This is a genomic window from Levilactobacillus sp. HBUAS70063 (assembly GCF_038374745.1).
GTDB lineage: Bacteria > Bacillota > Bacilli > Lactobacillales > Lactobacillaceae > Levilactobacillus.
In genome coordinates this window covers 586,412-609,156 of record NZ_JBANSM010000001.1, presented here as the reverse complement: position 1 = coordinate 609,156, position 22,745 = coordinate 586,412, and the positions used below count along the sequence as shown (strand labels likewise).

Genomic DNA, 22,745 nt, shown 5'->3' with positions numbered 1-22,745 from the left:
AACAACTGGAGCGACTGCAGCGACTGCAATATTCCGTAAATGACTATCGCGAACTAGTCATCGATACTGATGACGTTGTTTATTGTGATCCACCATACGTTGGGACTCAGCATGATTATGACGGATTCGACCATAAAGCATTCGAGAATTGGTATCTACATGAATGCCCAGCTAAAGAAATTTATATTAGTGAATACACAAAGCTACCTCATACCGATGTGGCTTTTAATTTTGGCAATAAGCAAAACTTTTCGGCAACAGGCAAGCGTAGAGATGAGTTGCTGTTGAAAGTAGTGAAGTGATATCTGTGTTGGAAGTAACTGATTAGGAGGTGGCCGGCATGGCCAAAATGATTACAAGTAAATTTGGCCTTGTCAGCCGCACAGAGGCCGTCTGTTTGGGTCACCTTGAGAACGAGCTTAAGGACGGTAGATGGAAGCCTAGACGGCGTAAGGAACCTAAGCCATATCGGCAGGTTACTCGCGTTTGGAGGAAGAAAAATTAAGGCAAAACTCATGATGGAGGTGTAGGTGATATGTAATGCGACGGAAATTGACACCAAAGCAGCGGAAGTTTGCTGATGAGTACATCAAGTCTGGTAACGCCGCGGAGGCCGCACGTAATGCGGGATACAAGGCACGAACGGCACGATCTGTTGGCCAGGAAAACCTGACAAAACCTGACATTAAATTGTACATCGACAAACGTATGCAAGAGATAGCCGACAAGCGTCTCATGGGTGCCCGTGAGGCCGTTGAGTTGCTTACCCGTATTGCTAGAGGGGAAGAGACTGAAACGGTGTTTGTGGCTACGTTAGATGGGTCTGTTGAGCAAGAGGAAAAGGCGGCCGATTTGAAGACTAAGATATCGGCTGTCAAAGAGATCCTCAAGCGATACCCTAATGACGACAAGCTGCTTAACGCGCAATTACGCAAGCTCAACGCTGAGGCTGATATCGCTGAAGGCAAGGCCGCAGCTGCTAATAATGACACGGATAGTCAAATGAAGGCGATGGATAAGCTGCTTGGATTGATTGAAGGTGGGGTGCAGGATGACAAAACTAAATAAGTTGTTCACGCCGAAACAAATCGAAGTCCTGCAGCAGGAACTTCTAAATCCTAAGTGGAAGTTGATGGTCAACTACGGCGCAGTCCGGGCAGGCAAAACCTATGTCGATAACTTCGTCTTCCTGTTTGAGTTGAGACACGCCGCTATGGTCGCACAGAACAAAGACATGGCGCACCCACTGTATATCCTTGCTGGTGTCTCAAGTAAGTCTATCTACAATAATGTTCTGACTGAAATTGCCAACACTTTTGGGTTGGAGTTTAAGTTTGACAAGCACAATAGCTTTCAAGTCAAATTCAATGGATTGCCGCCAGTTACCGTGGTGCAAGCGTTTACTGGCTCTATCGCTGGATTAGGGGCCGTTCGTGGTATGACGTCAACAGGGGCGTACGTGAATGAAGCTTCGCTTGCTAACGAGGAGGTATTCACTGAAATACGTCAGCGTTGTTCCGTGGAAGGGGCGCGCGTTGTCTGTGATACCAATCCAGACGTTCCTAACCATTGGTTGAAGACAAAATATATCGACAACCCTAACGACTCAGACACTATCATATCTAACCATTTCGTGTTGGATGACAACACACGGCTGGATCCTGATTACGTCACATCACTCAAGGAAACCACACCTACCGGCATGTTTTATGACCGTTCAATCCTTGGCCTATGGGTATCTGGCGAGGGTGTCGTGTATCGCGACTTTGACGAGCGCAAAATGGTTGTGCCAAGTCAAGACATTCCCGACCGTCTCACAATTATATGTGGGGTCGACTGGGGTTACGAGCATGCTGGTAGTGTCGTAGTCATGGGATTTGACCGTGACGGTAACTGGTATTTGCTCGAAGAGCATACTAAGCAGTATGAGGAAATTGACTACTGGGTTAGGATTGCCAAGAGTATACAGGAACGTTATGGTCACAACGTCCCTTTCTATGCTGACTCGGCCCGCCCAGAACACGTTGCACGGTTTAAGAGAGAAAAAATAAATTGTAATTATGGCTATAAGTCAGTACTGACAGGGATAGAGCACGTTGCTAAATTGATGAAGCAGGGTGCTTTTTTTGTGTCAAGAGAAGGAATCAAGGGCCAACAATTCTTGGACGAAATCTATCAGTACGTGTGGAATGAAACCACTGGTGAACCGGTCAAGGAGTCAGACCATACGATGGACGCGATGCGCTATGCGATTGCAACTTATCAGTTCATGCAAGAACGTCAGCAGCCACACAACCGTCGCGAGCAGGCACAAGTACTTAAGAACTTAGGTTTGGCATAAAGGAGGTGAATCTACTTGGAAAATACTAATGACAAAATGGCATTCGCTAACAGCTTGCCCAGTCCATATCCTACGCACGGTAAGGTGGCCATGTTGGATGGGTCACGGTTCAATTTCGACGCCAACAAGGTGTATCGGATGCCGGTCGACGAGTGGAAATCAATCAAGGATGACCAGGCTGAAATTGGTAAGCTGGTTCAATACTTCATCACGCAACATTATACCTACCAAGTTCCCCGTATTATCACGTTAGAGCGCTATTACTCCGGTGATAATGATATCCACTATTGGGCGAGCGACAAGGCACCTAACCGCGCTGACAATCGCATTGCGAGCGGTTTACCGCGCTATATCACAAATATCCGGGTGGGATACCAGTATGGTAATCCGATCAAGTGGGGGTACGACAACAGCCGGGTTGACGATGCCGAGGAACAGGTCATCACCGACTTACTGAAGGACTTCAACTCTACTACGGATGAGGACTATCACGAGAAGGCCATGGGTACGAACCTTGCAATTACGGGGCGTGCCTACGAGCTGACTTATATTCGTGAGGAAACCAACTCGCCAGCCATCAAGGCGGTTGACCCGTCTAACGCGTTTGTTGTGTATGACACGTCAGTCGACCAGCACAGCCTATTTGCCGTGCGATACTACCTCGAGGATTTCCGGGAACAGCAGCACTTTTATGTGGACGTCTATACGGACGATCATATCTATCACTTCAAGTCGGACGTCAATCCTAATGGGGGTCTGTCAGCCGTGGGCGAGGTCGAGACACACCGGTTTGGCAAGGTTCCGATGACTGAGTTCAGTCTCAATGACAATCGCATGGGAGCCTGGGAGTCCAAGCTAGACACGATTGACAGCTATGACAAGGCACTGTCTGAGATGGCCAATTCCGAGGAAGACTTGGGTAACTCGATCCTCGTTGTATCTGGGGATGTTGAGACTGAGGAAAAGGAAACTATCACGGACATTGAGGGTAACCAGCTATACGACGAAGATGGCAACCCGCTGGTACGTGTCACTAAGATTGACCCCAAGAAGCAAATCATGTTCCTTAAACCTCGCGTTATCGAAAACGGGAACGGTGGGACGACAGTCATCAACTCGACTGCGCAATACCTCACGAAGTCACTGGACCCAGCGGGGTGGCAGACCTATATCGACCAACTTATGAAAGATATGCACAAGGACACTAACACCCCTGATATGAGTGACGAGAGCTTCTCCGGCCAAGCTACCGGGGCCGCTATGAGTTACAAACTGTGGGGGAGTGACCAAGAGATTGCCACCCAAGAGGCGCTGTACATCAAGGGTCTCATGCGACGCTTGCGGTTACTTGGAAACTACTGGGCCGCCATTAGTGAGTTGCCGAGTGAAGACGTGATGGAGGCGTTCCAGCCTACTTTCACGCTTAACCTCCCTAAGAATGACTCCGAGATTATCGCCAACCTTAAGGCACTCAAGGATACAGGCTCCATTAGTGACATGACTATCCAAGAGCGTGCCGAATACGTCACTGGTGTACCAGCTGAGCAGGAAGACTCACGTATGAAGGAACAGTCGAAGGCCAATCAACAGGAGGCTCAAACTATCGCGGCTCAGGCACTTGCCGACAAGGACAAGACTAAGGTGGGTGATAGCAATGGCGATGATAACTCAAGCACAGGAGAGGGCCCAAATAAGCCTGCTACTGGCGCGGGACGAGACGAGTAACCATCAACTCGATAACTTCTACCAAGAGGCACTAAAAGCCATCAGAGACAATCTGACGGCTTTTTATGTACGGTATGCCGATGAGAATGGTCTCACGGTTAGTGACGTCACTCAACAGGTCAATCGCTGGGATATGAGACAGTGGAAGCAAGCCATTGACTCAATTGATACCAGTACTTTGACGAGCGATGCTGAGACCCGTATCAAGTACTACGCGGCGACGGCTGGAATCAACCGTAACTATCTGATTATGAGCATTCTGGGCGTCCAGTTGGTTATGGCTACTGCCAAGACAGCAGTAGAAATCGTCAGCCGTATCAAAAAAGACGTGGACGACACGATGGCGGTCAAGACTGGCCTGCTAAATTACGCGAAGGCCAACCAGGACGAAGTCAACAAAATCCACGCGTTGAAACGGAAAATCTACCACGACCACGTCGAAGATAGTTTCGAAGACGCGTCACAGCGGTGGTCGCCAAGATTGTGGCAAAAGAGTGATGAGTTCACCCGCAAGGTTCAAAACGTGGTCACTCAGCACTTGACCAGTGGTATCAGTATTGAGGACTTGAATAAACGACTCTTCCCCGATATCAGTGAGGCTGCTAAGGCTGGATCAGTGTCTCGCGAGGTTGATTCGATGGACTACGTAGCTCAGCGACTCATTAGAACTGAGTCTGCTCGGGCAGTCACTGAGGTAAACAAGGAAATTTACAAGTTAAATGGCGTCGAAAGAGTCGATGTCGTCAACGAGCCAGGGGCTTGCCCTATCTGTGCGGACTTGGCCGAACAGGGCCCATACAAGCTCAGTGAGGTGCCTGATATCCCGGCCCATCCTAATTGTCGATGCTCGATTATTCCACATGATGAATCAAGTTTCGATTGGAAGACAGCTTAATACCAACGAGTCGCCTAACGGCGGCTTTTTTGTGCCCTTTTTTCGGCGGCGGGCGTTAAAGAACAGCTGATCCGTTATGACACGTAGAAGTTAATTCGTCCACAGGACGTTAAGAGGAGGAATTCGCGATGAGTGAAGACAAGAACAAACAGACACAGGACCCAGCAGCAGGAAACGACGGCAAAAATGAAAAGACGTTTACTCGTGCTCAATTAGCCGCGGCAGCTAAGGAACAGGCCGAGAAGGCGGTTGAAGATTTCAAGAAGTCTAGCCTACCTGACTTAATCCAACAGGCCGTGGATAAAACCAAGCGGGACGCCACGTTATCAGCTCAGGAACGTGCCGAGGAAGCCATCAAGGAACGCGAACAGAAGGTTGCTGCTAAGGCAGCGGCTTTGGATAAGCGCGACGCTCTAACGGCTACCAAGGCATTACTAGCTGACAAGGGATTGCCAACTAAGTTTGCTGACTTGCTGGCTGACACTGACGCAACCAAGCGCGAAGCCAATGTCGAATCCTTTATGGACACGTTTAACGACGAAGTTCACAAGAAGACACTCGACAAGGCCAAGGGTGGCAAGACTCCCGGTGCTGGTGAGGGGCCTAAGCCTAAAGTGACGGTCACCAAGAAGTTCAAAGACATGACGTACGACGAACGGACGGCGCTCTATCGCGAAGATAAGGACAAGTATTTCCAATTAAAACAGGAGGGGTAACCAATGGCAATTACATCTACAACCAAATTATCTGACTTGATTGAGCCCACAGTCTTCCTTGACTATGTGCAAGAGCAAGTCAGCAATACCAATGCCTTCATCCAATCAGGGATTCTAGGCAATGATCCAATCTTAGGAGCACGCTTACTGTCTCCAGGTCGGACCGTCCAACTGCCTTACATCAATGACTTGACTGGTGAGGCCGAAGAATGGAGCGACTCTGCCGACATCACTACTGAATCACTGATGACTGGATCAAATGAGGCCATGAAGCTGTTCGAAAATAAGGCATACTCTGCCACTGACTTCGGTCAACTCGTAACCGGCGCACCGGTGCTCACACAAATCACTAGTCGGTTTGCCGCATGGTGGGTACGTCAAGACACTAAGCGCTTGCTCCAAGTGGCAGACGCTACCTTTGCTAACGCTGATATCGCAACGGCTAAGAGTTTCGGAGTCGGTAACGAAGCGGAACTTTCGGCCGGAAACTTCCTTGCAGCGCTCGCTCGCATGGGTGATCTGGCAAATCCTAAGCTGGTTAAGCTGGCTATGAATTCCAGTGCTTACTTCGAATTGCGCAAACAAAACCTGATTGATGACATCCAGCCTTCCGATGGTGGACTGGCATTCGCATCATACAACGGCCTGCAAATCGTCCAAGATGACGATATTCCAGTGGCTGCTGATGGGACGACTGCTGCATACGCGTTTGCTCCGGGTGCTATGGCATATGCCACTGCTACGCCAGCAAATGGCCTTGTAGTTGACCGTGACGAGTACAAAAACGGTGGTCAAGAGGCCATCATCCAAAAGCGTGTGACCGCTATGCAAGTTAATGGGACCACGATTGACACCTCAGTTGTGAGTGACATTTCGGCCTATCGTCAAGCCATCATTGATGGCAAGGCTGCTTTCAAGGTCGCGAACGACCCTCGCAAGCTAGGTATCGTCAAGTATGGTTTCAAAGTCGACCCTAGCTTCATTGTGCCAACTATCAACACGCCTAAGGTAACGAGCCCAAAAGCGTAGCGCCATCTTCTAGCGATGGCGACACCACAAATGAGTTTGACGCTAGTGGGGCTACCAAGCCAACCGACGGCCAGACTGTGGCTCAAATAACGGCTTGGTTAGATGCCCACAGCATTAGTCACACCGGCGTAACCGCCAAGGCTGACTTGCTTGCATTAGTGCCAGCAGAATAGGGGTGATCCGATGGTTGAAGTTGCAACAATTAAGAGGCTACCGCGATTCAGTGAAGTCGATGATGACTTGGTTCAGCTTGAACTTGAAGACGCCCAAGAGGTGGTCTCGCATACAGGACTACCAAGGACTGTACAAGATCGAGCCATTCGCCTGTACGCCTGTCACTTGCTCACGGAGGAGCTTACACAGGCCGACGGGGTTCAATCCTATCAAATTGGCCCCATCAGTAAGACCAAGTTCCAGCCGACTTACAAGGACCGCTTCCTTAAGCAGTATGAAGACTTGCTAGACCTATATGGCCTCAATAATTCACGAGGAAGGGCGTGGTCGGTTGATTAAGGATGTCTATAATCGTCTGCCCGACATCAAGAAAGAAATTGACAAGATGTCTAATCGTGCAGTTATCGCGGGAATTTTGCCGTCCGATGATGAGCATATCCAAATGATCGCGGTAGTCAACGAATATGGCTGCCACATCAGAGCGAAAAACGGCCCATATCTGGTGATTCCGGGACCCAAGGGTACTTTTTACCGTCTCAAAGAGGTGGACATTCCCGCCCGTTCTTTCCTGCGGTCGACGTTTGATGCTCACAACAAGGAGTGGCAAGAAGTCACGACTAAGGGTGTGAAAGCCATCATCGACGGCAAAATGACGGCCAACCAAGTCATTGGAAGGACTGGCAGGCTGATGCGTGCCGAAATTAAGAAAAGTATCAGGGCAAAGAAATCACCAGCTAACGCGCCACTGACTGTTGCCGTCAAGGGGAAAGATGACCCCTTGGAAGACACAGGCAAGTTGCGTAGCAGCATCCATTATCGAACGGTGAAAAGAGGTGAATTTTAATGGCATTAAATTTAACTATTTACAAAAAAGGTGAATCCACTGCGGCATTCACTGGCGTCAAGACCACTGCCGATATTACTGGCTTAGCAGCTGGTACTGTGGTGGCCACGGGCGACTATGAAGCTACGAATGTCGACCCTGATGGGCTCTTAACTGAATCTGGCCGTGTTCCGGTCGAAGGGTGGACTGTCCCAAAACAGCAAGCACCGACGCCGGCTAATTTGAAGGTTACGCCAACGGCTGACGGTGCGACCATCACCGAAGATGAACCCACAGCCTAGTAGAGAGGAGGGATAGCAGTGGAAGATGTTTCGGATATTTTAGGAGCTGAAGCAGTAGAACTGAAAGTAGAGCCATCGAGTGACATGACACAGCCAAAGATTAATGACTTAGGGCAGTTGATGCCAGTCACTACTGTGCCGTACACAGTCCACGAGCCACTTATCCCGGCTGGCCTTAATACAAGCCAGCAAGCACTCTTAACGGCCGCGGGCGGCGGTTCTGTCACCGTATATCAGGCGTACTGGTACTCACAGCACAATGGAGTTCCAGACGGGTCGTATGTGTCGAAAGTTAGCCAGCCTGACGTGCGATACAAGACGACTAGTCTGACTGACTATAGTGACTTTGCTGGATTCACGGTATATGGATTGGAGGCGGTAAAACGTGAGCGGAACTTATGATTATCGGGAAATGATGAGACCCATTATTGCTATAATCAAACAAGCGACGGGTAGTCCAGTTGTTGAAGCCTCATTTGCAGGCAAGCAACCGGGATACCCGTTTCTTAGTTATGAACCGCTTAACCCCTACACTCCAGTTTCCGTAGACGTTGTGGACCATGAAATTTTCGAGTCAAGCTGGTCAATCGACGCTTACGCCGAAGACGTATTTGAAGCGCTCAATACAGCTCAATCCGCCGCTAAGTCGCTTAGAACGCAAGCCGCCACTTTTAAGCTGGACGACGCTGGTATCTACCTCATTGATGAGACTGACGCCAGTTCAAGAGATGCCAGTTTTGCTGTGCAGGAGCAACACCGAGTTGGTTTTGATATCCACCTAAGAGTGCAAGACCAATTTGAAGATGCCGTTGAGACTATCGACTCACTTAGCCTCAACGGTTTTAATTTACCCAAAAATAATAAGGAGGCTTAACAATGGCAAATTCAGGAATCATTATTCCTAAAACGACCGACGTCAACGTCACCATCGACATCGACCACCCACAACCATCTGTGGGGCTGTCTAACCCTAACTTGTTCGTGAAGGGCGAAGCAGAAGGCTATAAGGAATACACGAATCTGGACGCATTGATGGCTGACCAGCCTATGGGTTCACCAGCCTATAACGCGGCTTACGTCATCTTCGAACAAAAGAACGCACCAGAACTTGTCGCGGTCACGACTTACGTCAAGGACAACACAGGGAAGATGTCAGCAGTGGCACCAACCCCGGCAGACTTGAAGACGACTCCAACTAGCGATGGGGCTACGGTAACCGAGTCTGAACCGACCAGTACTGCAAGCGAAGGCATCGACTTTGCAAGTTTGACTGGTGTGGCAAAGGCAGCAGCTGATTACTTCTACAACAGCTGGGAGTTCGCTCTCATGCCAGAATATGATGCTGCAGATGCTTTAGACTTGGCAACTCTGATTGAAAAGGGTGGCTATGACGGGAAAGGGTTCCATTTATTCTTCCCTCAAGTAACTGACTACACGGTCGAGAGCCCATTCAAGGCGTTCCATCGAACTTGGGCCTTTTACAGCTCAAACAGTGATGAATACGCTGCTGCACTTGTTGGCCAAGGCGGTTCTTACACCGTTGGCTCAATCAGCTGGAAGTTTGTATCTGACTTGGTTGACGTGACTCCAGAAGAGCTGCCTATCACTGAGCTTAACAAGATTGCAGACAATGGATATATCGCCTATGTCACGAAGGGTGCTAACAGTAACCAGACTACTGACCGTAACCCTGCACTGGATTACATCGACACGATTCATGGTATGGATTGGATTAAGTCGACGACCCAAACACAACTTCAAAACCTGCTGAACACGGCTGGGAAGCTTACGTTCGATAAGGATGGTATCGCTAAGATTCAGCAAGTATTGCGGAATATCCTGAACCAAGGTGTGGCTCAGAAGATTGTCGATACCAACGACTCAGGTACCGGAATTTTCGATGTCACTGTTAAGCAGCGGACTGAACTCAAAACGCAAGACATCGTTGATCGTATCTACAACGGTGCCTTTTTTGATTACCAGCCTTCTAACGCGATTAACCACATCAATGTTGGTATCACGCAAAACTCATTGGTCTAAGGGGGGGAACGATAAATGGAAAATTATAACGAAGGTTCTTCACTGACGATGGGGAACGGACGTACCGCGGCTATGTACCGGGCCAAAGAGGTCAAATACCCCTTAGTTCGGCAAGACGGCTCAACGTACATGCTTGCTAACTTCCAAGACGGGGACATGATCTCCTTCCAGCAAAGTGAAGCGAAAGTGACTTCGATGTCAGATCCACAAGGATCAGTTGGTATGTCGGAGAACGCTAACTCTTTGGGGAGCGCAACGGCAACCATGCAATATGGCTCACCGTCAGCTGGGCTACTAATCGACCTTTACAATTCCGGTGAAGTGTTCTCACTCCACAAGAATGACGGAGTTGAATACGTCGGTGGTGACCACTGTGTAATTACGCAAGCCCCAGAAGTGGCCGATGGTAAGGACTTCCCAACACGGGCCTTCACCATCACTATTCTGGACTACGAAATTAAGAACGCTGAAGACATGTAACACCAAGCGACTGGGGTCCGACTCCCTGGCCGCTCTTTTTCACAAATAAAATTAGGAGGTTGTTCAATATGGCTGAACAAACTAATGAAACAGAAGTAAAAGAAATGGCAGAGGTAGCGGCTACTGAAACCAAAAAGGAAGCACCTAAGAAGACGACTCGGAAGCGCAAGGAAACAAAGAAGACGGTTATCCCAACTAGCAAGGCATCTAAGGCCGAAACAATCGAATTCGATGACGGCACTAAGGTGACACTTGTCTTTCCTGGGACCGTAATGGCTCAGCAACGGGTGTATGACCCCGCACTAAGTCAACAAGGCCAAACGATGGACTCAGTACTTTTCCAGAACTTTATGGATCTGGTTATCACGGACCCTGATATGGACTGGTCTTACTTTGACGAAAAGGTTCCCGAAAATCACAAGAATGACACTGTTGAAGTCACCGATGATGATGGTACCAAGCATGTCTATCGGCTTACTTTCCCCGGGGTATTGACCATGCTTCAAATGCGAGACCAAGCGACTGACGCGTTCGGACGGGTACTTGGCATGGAATATAACACAGGAATTCTGCAAAACATCGTAGAAAACAAAGACGTCCATGGGTTGGAATACTTTGACCATCATAACGGGTATGCGGAAATCATCAGTAAAGGTAACGACATGCTATATCAATGGGCCTTAGACACAAATATTTATATGGATATGCAGAAGGTCAGTGACTTCATGGATCAGATGTTTCGCTAATCCTTACCTTGATAACAAACAGCTTCGGGACAAAGCGGTCGACAAAGTTGTCGGCTACTATCGGCCAGTTCAAGCCGGTCTTTGCACTCTAGAGGAAGCGGAAGCAATGAGTATGGGTGACTTGCAAATCATCAACTCAGTGGCTGAACGAATCGAAGGTGAAAAGGCCGACATGCTCATGAACAAGATCTACAAACTAATCTCAGGAAAGGGGTGACACCATGGCAGACGCTGCACGTTCGGCTTATATCCAAATGGCATGGCGAGTCAATAGTGCTGGCTATCACCAGCTTATGAAGCAGTTTGACACGGCTGACCGACGGAGTGACACGTCGTTTGGGCGCATGAACCAACGACTGGTCAAAGTCGGGAATGGCATGCTGGCTGTTGGCCAGAAGACCAAGGTAATGTCGGCCGCAATGGGCGGCGCACTTATGTATGGTGTCTCCCAGGCTTCCAAGCTTCAAAACCAGTACAAGGTCATTAATAACTTGCTGGTCACTGGCGGCGAAAAAGCTACGGAAGCGACGCGAAACGTCAAGCGAATGCAACAGCAATCGCTCGGTATCTCCAATAAATATGGCGTTTCCCAAAAAGAGATTGGTAAAGGATACGAAGAGCTTGTCCGGCGTGGTTACACGTCTAGCCAAGCGCTGGCGGCTCAAAAAACACTGATTAAAGGGGCCATTGCCTCCGGAGATGATTATTCGGACGTCGTGAAGAACTCCACGTCAGCTCTGGAAGCCTTTGGCTTGCGGTCTCAGAATACAGCTCGGATGACCCGAAATACTAACAAGGTTGTCAACGAAATGGCGTACGCCGCCGATCTCACTGCCACCAATTTCAAGGATCTTGGCTATGGGATGACCTATGTCGGGGCTACCGGTCGGACCGCTAACCAGTCTGTCGGTCATGTGGCTGCTGCCCTTGGGGAACTCTCCAACAACGGGCAAGAGGCTACAATTGCCGGTACTGGTTTACGTAAGGTATACAACTCCTTAGCCGCTCCAGGGGCAAAGAGTGGTGTGCCTGCCTTGTCGTCTATCGGTCTTTCTCCTAAGGACTTACTAAATAGTAAGGGCCAGTTGAAGAACCTGTCAGACATCTTCCAAACGCTTAATAAGCGCATGAAGGGTATGAGTTCGAATCAAAAGTTCAACTTCTTCCACAAGATGTTTGGTACTACTGGGCAAACGTCGGCGATGCTGCTCGCCCAAAATGCTAATAACCTGAAGGATCTTGAAAAGCAGGTTGATAAAGCTCCGAAGAAGAACTACATCACCCAACTTGCTAACAAAAACATGAAGACTACTTTGCAGCAGTGGAAGATCTTCAAGCAAAACATCATTAACGTCGCCACTGTCATGGGTGGCCGGTTACTCCCTGTTGCGAATAAGATGCTGAAGAATGTGTCCGGCCTTACTAAGTGGTTCGACAACTTAAGCAACAGCCAGAAGAAGCTGACTACCTATGCGGCAGTTGGCATTGCGGCGTTCTCTCCGGTTATGACCGTAACTGGAATCCTGATCAAGAACTTCCGGACATTACATGGGCTAGTTGGTGGAACGTGGAGGGCTATGAGTCGCTTCAGCGGAACTGGTGTACTGCGTTCACAAGCAAGAAACGCAGCTCCAGGGGCCAAAGCGACGCCTAAAGGTCGGTTCCCGGTAAGTCAGACACCAACATCGACACGGTTAGGACGAATGCAGATTCTCGCCCAGCAAGTCATCGTAAATGGTGGTTCTGGCGGCCAAGGAGGATTTGAAAGTAATCGATCAACCGAGGCTGCTAGCAAGAAGATCTGCAAGGAGACCGGTCAAGAAGCCAGCAATTGGATGTACAAAGGCGCACGTAAGACTGGTCGTAAGGTTGGGAACACAGCTACACAGTATAATTATTCGAAGGCTGCCAAGATTGGTCACAAAACTGGTAGTGCGATTAATGCTAAGACTTCCTCCAGCTTCAGAAAGTCAGGTACAACCTTCGCTTCGAAACTTAGAGGTGCGGGCCGCAAAGCTGGTAAGCTAGGCGGCGGATTCTTTGCAGATGCCGTTGATAACATCGCTTGGATTGGATTGGCCGATAAGTTTGCCAACGACGGGTCAAAAGTATTTCTGAACGGGATTACTAGCAAGAAAGGCGGCAAAGCTGCTTGGAAACTAGGCGGAGATACTGTTGGTGGCGCAATTGGTGCTTACTTAGGCGGTCCAGCTGGTGCACTCATCGGATCATATATCGGTGGTGCAATAGCGGATTCTGTCGAGAGCCTGGAAAAGAAGGGCTCTAACGCCGTCAAGAAGACTGCTGACAAAACACACAGTTCCCGCGACAGATACTACTTAGGTAATGGCGCGTGGGCTGAGGTCCCTAATAACAACACTAACGAGGGCGCCAATGGGTTCTTAAACCCGTCGGGAATGTTGAAGGGATCGAAGAAAAAGAAAAAGTCTAAGAAAACGTTTAGATCTGCTCCTAAGCTAAATACCGGCTTCGGAGGCCATGCTAATGGTGGCCTGATTACTAAATCCGGAATGTCTATGGTTGGTGAAAACGGTTTCGAAGTTCTACAGCGAGGTCATTCTTTCCGGATGATTGGGAAGAATGGTGCCCAACTGTTTCAAACCAAGCCAGGAGACCACATTTACAACCACTCTGACGCTACTAAGATGGCCTATGGTACTTATAGTAAGAGGCTACCTGGCTACGCGGAGGGAACGAAGAACGGCGCTAAGAAGGGCACCAGTCCGGCTTCTGAGTTGGGATCAAAGCGCAAAAAGTTTGATACTCTTTCGTCAACTGAAAGAAAAACCAAGCAATCGACCAAGAAGATTGGTAAGGACATTACGTCTAGCTACTCTAAGTCAACTTCCAAGGCCAATAAGTCGATTTCAAAATTTAACTCTAAGAGTTCTAGCGGATGGAAGTCCATCGTCAAGGACTCTAACAAGCAAACTAGCAAGGTGCGCCGCAATACGATCCAAGACTATGACCAAATGCAAAAGGGTAGTCAGAAGCAAATGACTCAGCTCCACAAGGGGATGAACTCAGCTGCTAAGGCTACTACTAGCGACTTTGGCGACATCATGGGTCGATTGAAGCCCTATGCTCACAAGGCGATGGGTGGCGCAATCAGTTCACTTAATGGCGGTATCTCGGGTATCAACTCAACTATGTCTCAATTTGGTGGGAACAAATCGGTGCTGAAACCAATTCACTATGCGGCTGGTTCTAAAGGGCCAATCGGCAGTGACCAAATGGCTGTGCTTAACGATGCCAAATCGGGACCGCGGCAAGAACTGGTTGCTCGTGGTGATACCTTGCTTAAGCCTGAAGGCCAGGATGTCCTTACTCCTTTGAAGAAGGGTGACCAAGTCCTTAACGGCTCCCAAGTTGAGCAAGCTAAGCCATATCTACCACACTTCGCTAAAGGTACCGGGGTCTCAAACCAGAAGCTCCTATCGTTGATTGAGAAGAACTCTTCCAAGCCTGACGATGCTTGGAAGAATGACTTCACTAATCATGCTAAGGACAATCCTAGTTCGCAACTGGGTTCAGGAGTCAGCTCGCTGAGCAAGAAGGCAGCCAACAGCAAGGGGATTACTTGGAACGCGGCTGCGTGGAGTGCCATGAACGATGCGGCACAAAGTAGTGGTGGTGCCGGTGGTGGTGCTTGGCGTCACAATCCGGGGCTTGCTAAGACTAACGGTTTCGGAGCTTCAAGATCATTTGGCTCTCATGATGGGAACGACTTCAGTGGCTCACTGGGGTCGGCTATTCTGGCCATGCACGGTGGGAAAGTTGCTCAAATTGGGCGCCCTGGACACGGATGGCCATACAGCCAGCTAGGTGACATCATTCGCCTGGTAAGTAGTGACGGATTCCAGCAAATCTACCAAGAATTTGGGACCATGAGTAACATCAAGGTCGCCGTTGGTGATGTCGTTCGAACCGGCCAGAAGATTGCTACACTTGGAAAACTCAACGGCGCTGGCTCTGGTAGCCACGTCCACGTTGGATTAGCTAAGGGGTCGGTCTTTGACCATGGTGGTTCGTCTACTCGTGGATGGCTGGATATCACTAAGATGCACGGCAAGTCATCTGGGACAGCAGGATTGAAAAAAGCTGCCAGTTCAGGTCTTCAAAAGTTTGTGACTAAGCAGTTGAAGACTGCTGGTGTACTTCCTTGGATTACCAAGCACATCACACCACTGACTGAGGATGACTCCGGTTCTGGGGCTAGTGCGGCACCTTCGGGAAGTCATAAGCACTGGCTACAGCAAGCGGGTATTCCAGAATCATGGTGGCCTGCTACTAACGAAATTATCTCAGCTGAATCTGGCTGGAATCCTAAGGCCCGTAACTCTTCGGGTGCTTATGGGTTACCACAGTCCTTGCCAGCGTCTAAGATGGCGTCTGCTGGGTCTGACTGGCGTACTAATCCGATTACCCAGTTGAAGTGGTACAAGGGCTATATCAAGAGCCGCTATGGCTCAATCGGTAAAGCTATTGGTTTCCGACATGCTCACGGCTGGTACAAGACTGGTGGAAATCCACCAGCGAATCAGCCTGTCATGGTTGGTGAGAATGGGCCAGAGCTGGCAACATTCGATTCAGGTACTCATATCCACAACAACCACGAGACTAAGTCAATGCTACGAGGGTCCAAGTCAACGCCCAACGTCACAGTCAATTTGACCGTCAACGTTCAAGGTGGCACCGATAAGGGCATGCCTAAGGCAGTGGCTAAGGAAGTCAAGAACGTGCTGGTAAACCTGTTCACGAACGAACTCGGCAATGAATTCGGATAGGAGGGGTGCAAATGACCGTGTATACAAAGCAATGGCGAGCTGAGGAGGCTAAAATCTCCAAGGCCAAGTCGAAGCTATCGGCTGCTTCCAAGAAGAACAGCGCGATCGTAAGTCAGAAAGCCAGCCTGTCAGCCACTGTCTCAGATAGTCAGAAAAAAATTGACGCTCTCAATAAGGGCGTCAATTACTATCAGAAGGGTGGCAAGTGGGTCAAGCGGGCTAAGGCTAAGCCGCTGTCAAATTCACAGCAGAAAGAAATTACTAAACTCAAAAGTTCTGTTTCTAAGGCAAAAACTAAGCTCAACAGCAAGAATTTCAAGAGCAAGGCAAAAAATGCTACTAAGTCAGTAAGCAAGGCCAAAACGGCTTTGAGTAAGGCCAAAAAGTCCAAGACGGACTATGAGGCGGCCCGACATAAGACCGCCATGAAGCGCATTGACGTGGAGAGTAAGGAAAACTATGCACGATTCCTTGCGCCCCATGCCAGCATCCATGCAACTAACTCGATGACTGGTTTGGAGGTGTTTTTGTTTGCCAGCACTGAGGCTGAATCTAACGAATCTGAGGCTACTACTTACCCAATCGACCGGGATGATCCTGTGGTTGACCACGTACGGCGTACCGGTAAGACAATCACCGTCACCGGCTGGTTGTTTGACCAAGGTAAAACTGACCGGATATGGGCAGGAAAGGTAAATGATGTTTCGGGTGCCGGTCTTACTAAGAAGACAGTCCAGCAGCAGTTTGCCAACCTACGTAAGTGGCAGTTTGACGGAACGGAGCTTGTGTACAAGTCAAATTACGTCAAATCGGGATTCAACCACATCTACTACAAGCACTTATTTATCACTAATTTGGAAAAAACTCTGGACGCTCCCTATAAAGGTGGCGTCCAGATTTCGATCACATTTCAATTTGCCTATAAGGCTACAGTCGTGACCAAGAAAAAACGTAAGAAGAAAAACAGCGGTAAGAAGTCAAAGTCCGGGACGAAAAAATCCAAGAAAACTTTGATCCGTGTTAAGTACGGCATGACTTACTGGGGATTGGCCAAAAAGTACCACACCACAGTCACGCAATTGCGCAAGTGGAATGGCTCCGAGAAGGTCACGATGTACCCTAGCAAGAAGACCGGTAAGTACCCTAAAAAGCTACGTGTTAAGTGAGGAGGTGTAGCCAATGGCCTTACGTGACTATGTTCCGGTAGACGTCGCAAGTGTGCCAGAAACGTTCGAATACGATATCGAAGGTGAGACATTTGAATTCACCTTCTACTACAACGATGAGGGGGACTACTTCACTGTCGATATCGCTGACGAGAACGGAGAACTTCTATGTCGTGGCGAGAAGCTAGTAATCAATCGTGAGCTGTGGGCCAACATCTATGATGACCGGCTGCCAGCAACGCCACTAGTACCAATGGATGAGTCTGGCGTTTCCACATACTGCGGAATTGACGAGTTTATGAAGACAGTCTTCCTGTATGAAGATGATGTGGACCCTGACGGGACGGATATCCCGGCACCGATTGTGGTTGACGAAGGAGATGATGACTAGTGAGCGCTAAGTATCTATACGGTCGTAGAGTCGAACTCTGGCTTGAGACTAAGAACGAAACCTACAAGTTCTACTACCATCAGACCGTCACTCATGCATTCGGTATTACTTTCACGGTTCCTTTCAGCGATTCGACGACAGCACAGACTTGTAACGCGGCGATCATGAACTTAAGTCGGTCCCATCAAAAGGAATTCAAAAAGGGCTGCAAGGTCAAGCTGTTTGCTGGATACGCTGAGTCAGGGGTTGGACTTCTAACTCAAGGATTTATCACTGGAACACCAACTATCACTAGCGACGGGACCAACTCGACATTCTCTTTTACTTTCAAGGAAGGTGTCGACGCTAAGACCAAGAAGAAGGTCAACATGTCTTTCGCTCCTGGCACGCGAGTGTCTACTGTAATTCGCAGAGTGGCTAAGAAGGCAGGTATCACGCTTGGGAAGGTCAAGCTGGCAAAGCCTAAGGCTGCTTGTAAGAGTGGCTACACGGCGTCTGGCAATCCCGTGACGACTATCAAAAAGTTGGCTAAGCTGGGCGGATCGCGTGCCTATCGGTGTCGTGGAGTCTTGACCGTTGATGATCTGAGCAAAGCTGACGGCCATAACGAGCATCTGTATCTCACGATGAAACAACCCGGAAAGCATGGTGGTACTGGCCTAATCGCTTATCCAACCTACAACCAAGACGATGATTCAAAACCGACCGTTGAGATCCAGACGCTGCTCTTTCACCAGATCAATGTGGGTTCTCTTATTCAAGTTGATAATTCGTATTTCAGTGGTACCAAACGAGTCCAGTCAGGACAACATGTCTGCGATGATTCTAGTTTCACGACGACATCGGAGGTGTATGCCTAATGGCCAATAAGAATACGGAGGCCGCTTTCCACGACGTCCTGCAGCAGTTATTTGGAGCTTTGCAGGAAGACATCAACGTCGCTAAGTGGGCTCGGATCGTTTCGTATAGCAGTTCTAGTCATAAGGCTGACGTGCAGCCACTGGGACTAGACAGTGACGGGGACAAGCTAGGCATGATCCACGATGCCCAAGTCGTGAAGAGCGCCCGTTCTGGTCTTTCTGCCGGTGATACGGTCTTGCTCGTGTTTGTTGACGGTGATATGGATAACTTCACTGGCTCAGGAACTTTCGTCAAGGCAAGTGACCGCAAGCATGATCTCAATGATGCCGTTGTTCTGGGGGTGATTTAATGCAAGATGCTGAACTTGATGAAACCGGGGATTTTCAGCTTGATAATGGCGACATCTTAACTGTCAGTGGTGACGACGAGCTAGCGCAAGCGGTTAAGATTATCATTCAATCCCGTCTATCCGAGTTTGAACCGGCCGAGGAACTCGGCATCAGCACCGATAATATGTACGGGAAAAATATCAGTACTGAATATTTGGCGACTGACATCTCGGACGCAATCATGGAGCAAGAGCCGCGAGTGGCCACAGTTACTTCGGTTCAAGTTGGAAAACCAGACGAGGACCGTAATGTCGATGTCAAAGTTGAATTTGTAAAGAATGATGATACCGCAGGAACTTTGGAAACGGGGGTGAGCCTAGATGATTGATGACAAGGGAATGACGGTTCCGGACAGTGATGAGTTACTTAATGCCATGGAGGAACGTGCTAAATCCGAGTTTGGTGAAGACGTCCACACTGACCCCAATTCATGGCTGGGAATCAATCTGCGGCTGTTTGCGTGGTTCCAAAGTATTCTCTACCAAGATGTAGATGGCGCCTATCACAATGCATTTATTGACGACGCAACTGGGGTCAGTCTGGACCGGTTGGCCAGCAATTTCGGCCTACATCGCAATCCAGCACAGCAAGCTACCGTCGAATTGTCATTTGAAGGGACGCCGGGGTACACCATCACGGCTCCAATGACTTACGGGACCGAAGACGGCATCAACTTTGACCTCTATGATGATGTAGTGCTGGAAGATGATGGCACTGGTGTCGGACGTGGTACTGGTTGGGCGAACGCTGAGGAGATGGGTGAAGCCAGCAACGTAGCAGCAGGACTGATTACAGTCCGTGTAGATGACGTGGAAGAAGTTACTGCAGTCACCAACGTTAATGCCGCTAGTGGGGGAATGTCAGTCGAATCTGACACTTTTTTGCGTGCACGAATTAACTATCAAATTTCGTCTCAACCGGGGCCAACCCTTTATGGCATGTACACTGCGCTATATAACGTTACTGGGGTCAAACGTGTGAAAATCATCGAGAACTTGACCAATGAAGTAGACGAGCAAGGGAACCCGCCTAAGTCGCTTCATATCTATGTCTTAGGTGGTCAACAGCAGTCAGTTGGTGAGGCTATCCTTGATAATATTGGGGCTGGAATTCAAACGGTAGGAAGCTTAACAGTAAAAGCAGAGGACATCGGGGGCCATATCCACGATGTCTTTTTTGATACGGCTACTCAACTCCACTTGCTTGCATCAATCGCTATCAAGACGGATGACACCTTTGACCAGCTTAATGGCCCAGCCAATATCAAATCTGGTATTGAGAGCTATGTAAGTAGTGTGGATATGGGTGGAACCATCATCTATACGAAGCTGTTTCAGGCCATCTATAATGTGGCCGGGGTAACGTCAGCTACCGCCACAATTGGACGCTCTAAGGACAAGCTAGCTACGTCAGATATCCAGCTCAGTGAGTTTGAGACTGCTACTGCGCTTGATGACGGAATTGAGGTGAGCGTCGATGGACAGTAATGGTCACTATGACCTCACAGACATGCTGAACGAGTATCCGGCTGCTTTGAACAACGCCGCCGATAGTAATAACGCTAAGCTTCTGTCGATTCTGGCCGATGACATGGTCAGTCTGCAAGAACTGGTCGATCAAATCAACCTGTGGCGTGATATCACGAATGCTAAAGGTGGTTGGCTCGATAAGATTGGGACTGACTGGGGAGTTGCCCGTAATGGCTTTGACGACGACTTTTATCGGTTCATGATTCGGACCAAGCAGCTTCAACGACAGGTCGATGGTTCGTATAACAGCATTATCAAACTGATTGCTGAGTCGCTTGGGGCAAATTACTCCGAAATCAACGTGACGCCGGTCAAGGACGAACCAAATGCTATTGAGGTCACCAACATCCCCGCTGAGTATATCGACTCACAGCGCAAGGAAGCCATGGTGCTGAGTCGGATTCGGGGGTCGGTTGTCGCGGGTGTCCGGGTAGCTAGCGTGCAATTTCAGAAGGTCGCCCGGACTAAGCTGTACTACGGCATGGCGACCCGCAAGACGCAAGTAATCCAGTCAAAAATGACAGTGCCACAAGAAGAGGAGGCTTAAAGAGATGGCAGATAGCTCACGAACCATCATGACCGACGCGGGATTTGCGCTTGAAGCGCGGATTCGTGCTGGTCAAACAAAAATTGAATTTACGCGGGCGTCCATCAGTACGGCTGACCACTTCAAGGACACCGACGATGTGCTCGCTAAGCTGACAGTATTGGACGACGTCCAGCAAGACGGCCAAGTGACGGACGTGCAGGTCATCGATGACACCACGGTCCACGTCCAAATTGATGTGGATCAGACCAAGGCGCCAGCAGACTACGAGATGCGGTCAGCCGGTCTGTATGCCAAGGATGACGACGGGGCGGAAGTCCTGTATGGAGTCACCGTGCTACAGGATCCTGTCTTTGTCCACAAAGATGCTGATGGTTCCTATCTGGGTTTTGGAATTAATACCACTGTGGGTAAGGCTTCTAACGTCGTTGTAGTGGTTGATCCTGCTAATATGGTGACTCAGCAAGTATTTGAGGGTACCATGAAAAACTACTACACGAAGGCGGAAGTCGACGCCAAATTTGTCACCGACGACGACTTTGCCAGCAAGCTGCCCAAGAACATCGCGACGACCGATGCGGCCAACACCTTCGCCAAGTCGCAGACGCTCGCAGGGGGCGCCACGGACGGCAAGGGGAACGCGTATGCCACGACGAAAGATGTGGCCACCGGTTTAAACAATGGATTGAGCACAAAGGTTAACGTTTCAGATATGCGTAAACCTGCTAGTGATGTAGCAGGAATAGAAGAAGTTAATGCCAAGCAAGATAAAATTGGCTACACACCAGCTGATGATAGTAAAGTATTGCACTCGTCAATCATTTCTCAGCCATCTGGGACAGACTTAAATACCATGAAGACTGCTGGATTCTTTCAAGTACCAAATGGTTTGAATACAGCTCCTAACTCTGATAATTGGACAATTTATCAGATTATTCGAATATCACAGTTTAACGGTGTTCAAATTGCCTATAACACTAATAACAGTATGTTAGCAATAAGAAGCTGGCATTCCGTAGTAGGTGTTGTGTTTTCTTCTTGGGTTACCTTTGCTGATGATAGTAAAGTAGTTCATGATAACGGTAATGGCACCATTACGGTGAATGGCCAGACTTATACGCCTGCCAATGATGTCTACGCTATTAAACGAAATGATGCCGGAAATACGGTAGGCACGGTCAAGATTCCAGATGGTAACTTACAAAGTTCAGCTGGTGACCGATTCTATCCCATTAAGTGGTTCAATTCGTATGATGAGGCCATGACGTATTCTAAAGCCCATCCTTATGTGGATTGCCGCTGGTGAAGGAGGGATTAGATGATAAATGGAAAAACTGCAAATGGGTCCATCATTAACGGTCAAATCCAGTATGAGACAGACGGGTGGCGACCACTGAAACTACCGAGCGGGGTTACCGGGCAAGTGTTTTTTAAAGATAACAATAATGGGACGGCAGGAATTTCAGGGGTATTATCAGCAAGCATCAGTACAAGCGCTAATTCACCAACGCTAGTTCTTAGTCCACCAAATGGTTATAAATTTACTGATACAAAGTGGGGTTCAAATAGCTATGGTACAAGCCTAACTGCGTTTTCGGGGTTTGGGGCTCAGAGTGCAGGTGTCGGGGTTGCACTTTTCGCTTCTTTAAAAGATGGAAAATTGTATTTCTACAATCCAAACACTTCCGGAAATATTATGACTATTCTCTTTACTGAATCGGCGGGATATAAAAATTCTATTTCGGCAAATCCATTAACCATCGGAACTTCATATATTTAGGAG

The 22,745-nt window shown here is 48.8% G+C and carries 25 protein-coding genes; all 25 read left to right on the top strand.

The window, feature by feature from the left end:
- The coding region (locus V8I28_RS02920) for a DNA adenine methylase (protein WP_341778609.1) at window positions 1-302 on the top strand (302 nt) is incomplete at its 5' end.
- 238 nt (window positions 303-540) lie between these two features.
- Window positions 541-1,068: a terminase small subunit gene (locus tag V8I28_RS02915; protein ID WP_341778608.1), complete on the top strand. Its 528-nt coding sequence runs from the start codon at window positions 541-543 to the stop codon at window positions 1,066-1,068.
- Window positions 1,052-2,341, top strand: coding sequence for a PBSX family phage terminase large subunit (locus V8I28_RS02910; protein ID WP_341778607.1), 1,290 nt, complete (start codon window positions 1,052-1,054; stop codon window positions 2,339-2,341). The genes V8I28_RS02915 and V8I28_RS02910 overlap by 17 nt, the downstream gene beginning before the upstream one ends.
- A 15-nt stretch (window positions 2,342-2,356) precedes the next feature.
- Window positions 2,357-4,066 (top strand): phage portal protein, encoded by a 1,710-nt coding sequence (locus V8I28_RS02905; RefSeq protein ID WP_341778606.1) that lies wholly within the window; start codon window positions 2,357-2,359, stop codon window positions 4,064-4,066.
- Window positions 3,996-4,961, top strand: a complete 966-nt coding sequence (locus V8I28_RS02900) for a hypothetical protein (protein WP_341778605.1) — start codon at window positions 3,996-3,998, stop codon at window positions 4,959-4,961. Before V8I28_RS02905 ends, V8I28_RS02900 begins: the two co-directional genes overlap by 71 nt.
- A 128-nt stretch (window positions 4,962-5,089) precedes the next feature.
- Window positions 5,090-5,677, top strand: coding sequence for a DUF4355 domain-containing protein (locus V8I28_RS02895; RefSeq protein ID WP_341778604.1), 588 nt, complete (start codon window positions 5,090-5,092; stop codon window positions 5,675-5,677).
- 3 nt (window positions 5,678-5,680) lie between these two features.
- The gene (locus V8I28_RS02890; RefSeq protein WP_341778603.1) at window positions 5,681-6,706 is read left to right on the top strand and encodes a phage capsid protein; all 1,026 of its coding nucleotides are present in this window, start codon (window positions 5,681-5,683) and stop codon (window positions 6,704-6,706) included.
- A 183-nt stretch (window positions 6,707-6,889) separates the two neighbouring features.
- Window positions 6,890-7,219 (top strand): DUF4054 domain-containing protein, encoded by a 330-nt coding sequence (locus tag V8I28_RS02880; protein ID WP_341778602.1) that lies wholly within the window; start codon window positions 6,890-6,892, stop codon window positions 7,217-7,219.
- On the top strand, window positions 7,212-7,724 hold the full coding sequence (locus V8I28_RS02875; RefSeq protein WP_341778601.1) for a hypothetical protein: 513 nt from the start codon (window positions 7,212-7,214) through the stop codon (window positions 7,722-7,724). Before V8I28_RS02880 ends, V8I28_RS02875 begins: the two co-directional genes overlap by 8 nt.
- A complete protein-coding gene (locus V8I28_RS02870; RefSeq protein ID WP_341778600.1) occupies window positions 7,724-8,005 on the top strand; it encodes a hypothetical protein in 282 nt (93 codons plus the stop codon). Before V8I28_RS02875 ends, V8I28_RS02870 begins: the two co-directional genes overlap by 1 nt.
- A gap of 18 nt (window positions 8,006-8,023) precedes the next feature.
- A complete protein-coding gene (locus V8I28_RS02865; protein ID WP_341778599.1) occupies window positions 8,024-8,407 on the top strand; it encodes a hypothetical protein in 384 nt (127 codons plus the stop codon).
- The gene (locus V8I28_RS02860) at window positions 8,391-8,879 is read left to right on the top strand and encodes a phage neck terminator protein (protein WP_341778598.1); all 489 of its coding nucleotides are present in this window, start codon (window positions 8,391-8,393) and stop codon (window positions 8,877-8,879) included. Before V8I28_RS02865 ends, V8I28_RS02860 begins: the two co-directional genes overlap by 17 nt.
- Window positions 8,880-8,881: 2 nt before the next feature.
- A complete protein-coding gene (locus V8I28_RS02855; protein WP_341778597.1) occupies window positions 8,882-10,045 on the top strand; it encodes a hypothetical protein in 1,164 nt (387 codons plus the stop codon).
- Between the two features lie 15 nt (window positions 10,046-10,060).
- Complete coding sequence (locus tag V8I28_RS02850; RefSeq protein WP_341778596.1) at window positions 10,061-10,525, top strand: hypothetical protein; 465 nt, start codon at window positions 10,061-10,063, stop codon at window positions 10,523-10,525.
- A 68-nt stretch (window positions 10,526-10,593) separates the two neighbouring features.
- Window positions 10,594-11,271 (top strand): hypothetical protein, encoded by a 678-nt coding sequence (locus V8I28_RS02845; protein ID WP_341778595.1) that lies wholly within the window; start codon window positions 10,594-10,596, stop codon window positions 11,269-11,271.
- A 221-nt stretch (window positions 11,272-11,492) separates the two neighbouring features.
- A complete protein-coding gene (locus V8I28_RS02840) occupies window positions 11,493-16,079 on the top strand; it encodes a phage tail tape measure protein (protein WP_341778594.1) in 4,587 nt (1,528 codons plus the stop codon).
- Between the two features lie 11 nt (window positions 16,080-16,090).
- The gene (locus V8I28_RS02835; protein WP_341778593.1) at window positions 16,091-17,245 is read left to right on the top strand and encodes a LysM peptidoglycan-binding domain-containing protein; all 1,155 of its coding nucleotides are present in this window, start codon (window positions 16,091-16,093) and stop codon (window positions 17,243-17,245) included.
- 13 nt (window positions 17,246-17,258) lie between these two features.
- A complete protein-coding gene (locus V8I28_RS02830) occupies window positions 17,259-17,636 on the top strand; it encodes a phage baseplate plug family protein (protein ID WP_341778592.1) in 378 nt (125 codons plus the stop codon).
- Window positions 17,636-18,496: a hypothetical protein gene (locus V8I28_RS02825; RefSeq protein ID WP_341778591.1), complete on the top strand. Its 861-nt coding sequence runs from the start codon at window positions 17,636-17,638 to the stop codon at window positions 18,494-18,496. Before V8I28_RS02830 ends, V8I28_RS02825 begins: the two co-directional genes overlap by 1 nt.
- Window positions 18,496-18,846 carry a hypothetical protein gene (locus V8I28_RS02820; RefSeq protein ID WP_341778590.1) on the top strand — a complete coding sequence of 117 codons (351 nt, stop codon included), beginning with the start codon at window positions 18,496-18,498 and terminating at the stop codon, window positions 18,844-18,846. The genes V8I28_RS02825 and V8I28_RS02820 overlap by 1 nt, the downstream gene beginning before the upstream one ends.
- On the top strand, window positions 18,846-19,214 hold the full coding sequence (locus V8I28_RS02815; RefSeq protein WP_341778589.1) for a hypothetical protein: 369 nt from the start codon (window positions 18,846-18,848) through the stop codon (window positions 19,212-19,214). Before V8I28_RS02820 ends, V8I28_RS02815 begins: the two co-directional genes overlap by 1 nt.
- Window positions 19,207-20,373, top strand: coding sequence for a baseplate J/gp47 family protein (locus V8I28_RS02810; RefSeq protein WP_341778588.1), 1,167 nt, complete (start codon window positions 19,207-19,209; stop codon window positions 20,371-20,373). Before V8I28_RS02815 ends, V8I28_RS02810 begins: the two co-directional genes overlap by 8 nt.
- 22 nt (window positions 20,374-20,395) lie before the next feature.
- Complete coding sequence (locus V8I28_RS02805) at window positions 20,396-20,962, top strand: hypothetical protein (protein WP_341778587.1); 567 nt, start codon at window positions 20,396-20,398, stop codon at window positions 20,960-20,962.
- Between the two features lie 4 nt (window positions 20,963-20,966).
- Entirely contained in the window at window positions 20,967-22,268 is a 1,302-nt protein-coding gene (locus V8I28_RS02800) for a pyocin knob domain-containing protein (protein ID WP_341778586.1), read from the top strand.
- 12 nt (window positions 22,269-22,280) lie between these two features.
- Window positions 22,281-22,742, top strand: a complete 462-nt coding sequence (locus V8I28_RS02795) for a hypothetical protein (RefSeq protein WP_341778585.1) — start codon at window positions 22,281-22,283, stop codon at window positions 22,740-22,742.
- Window positions 22,743-22,745: the final 3 nt, after the last annotated feature.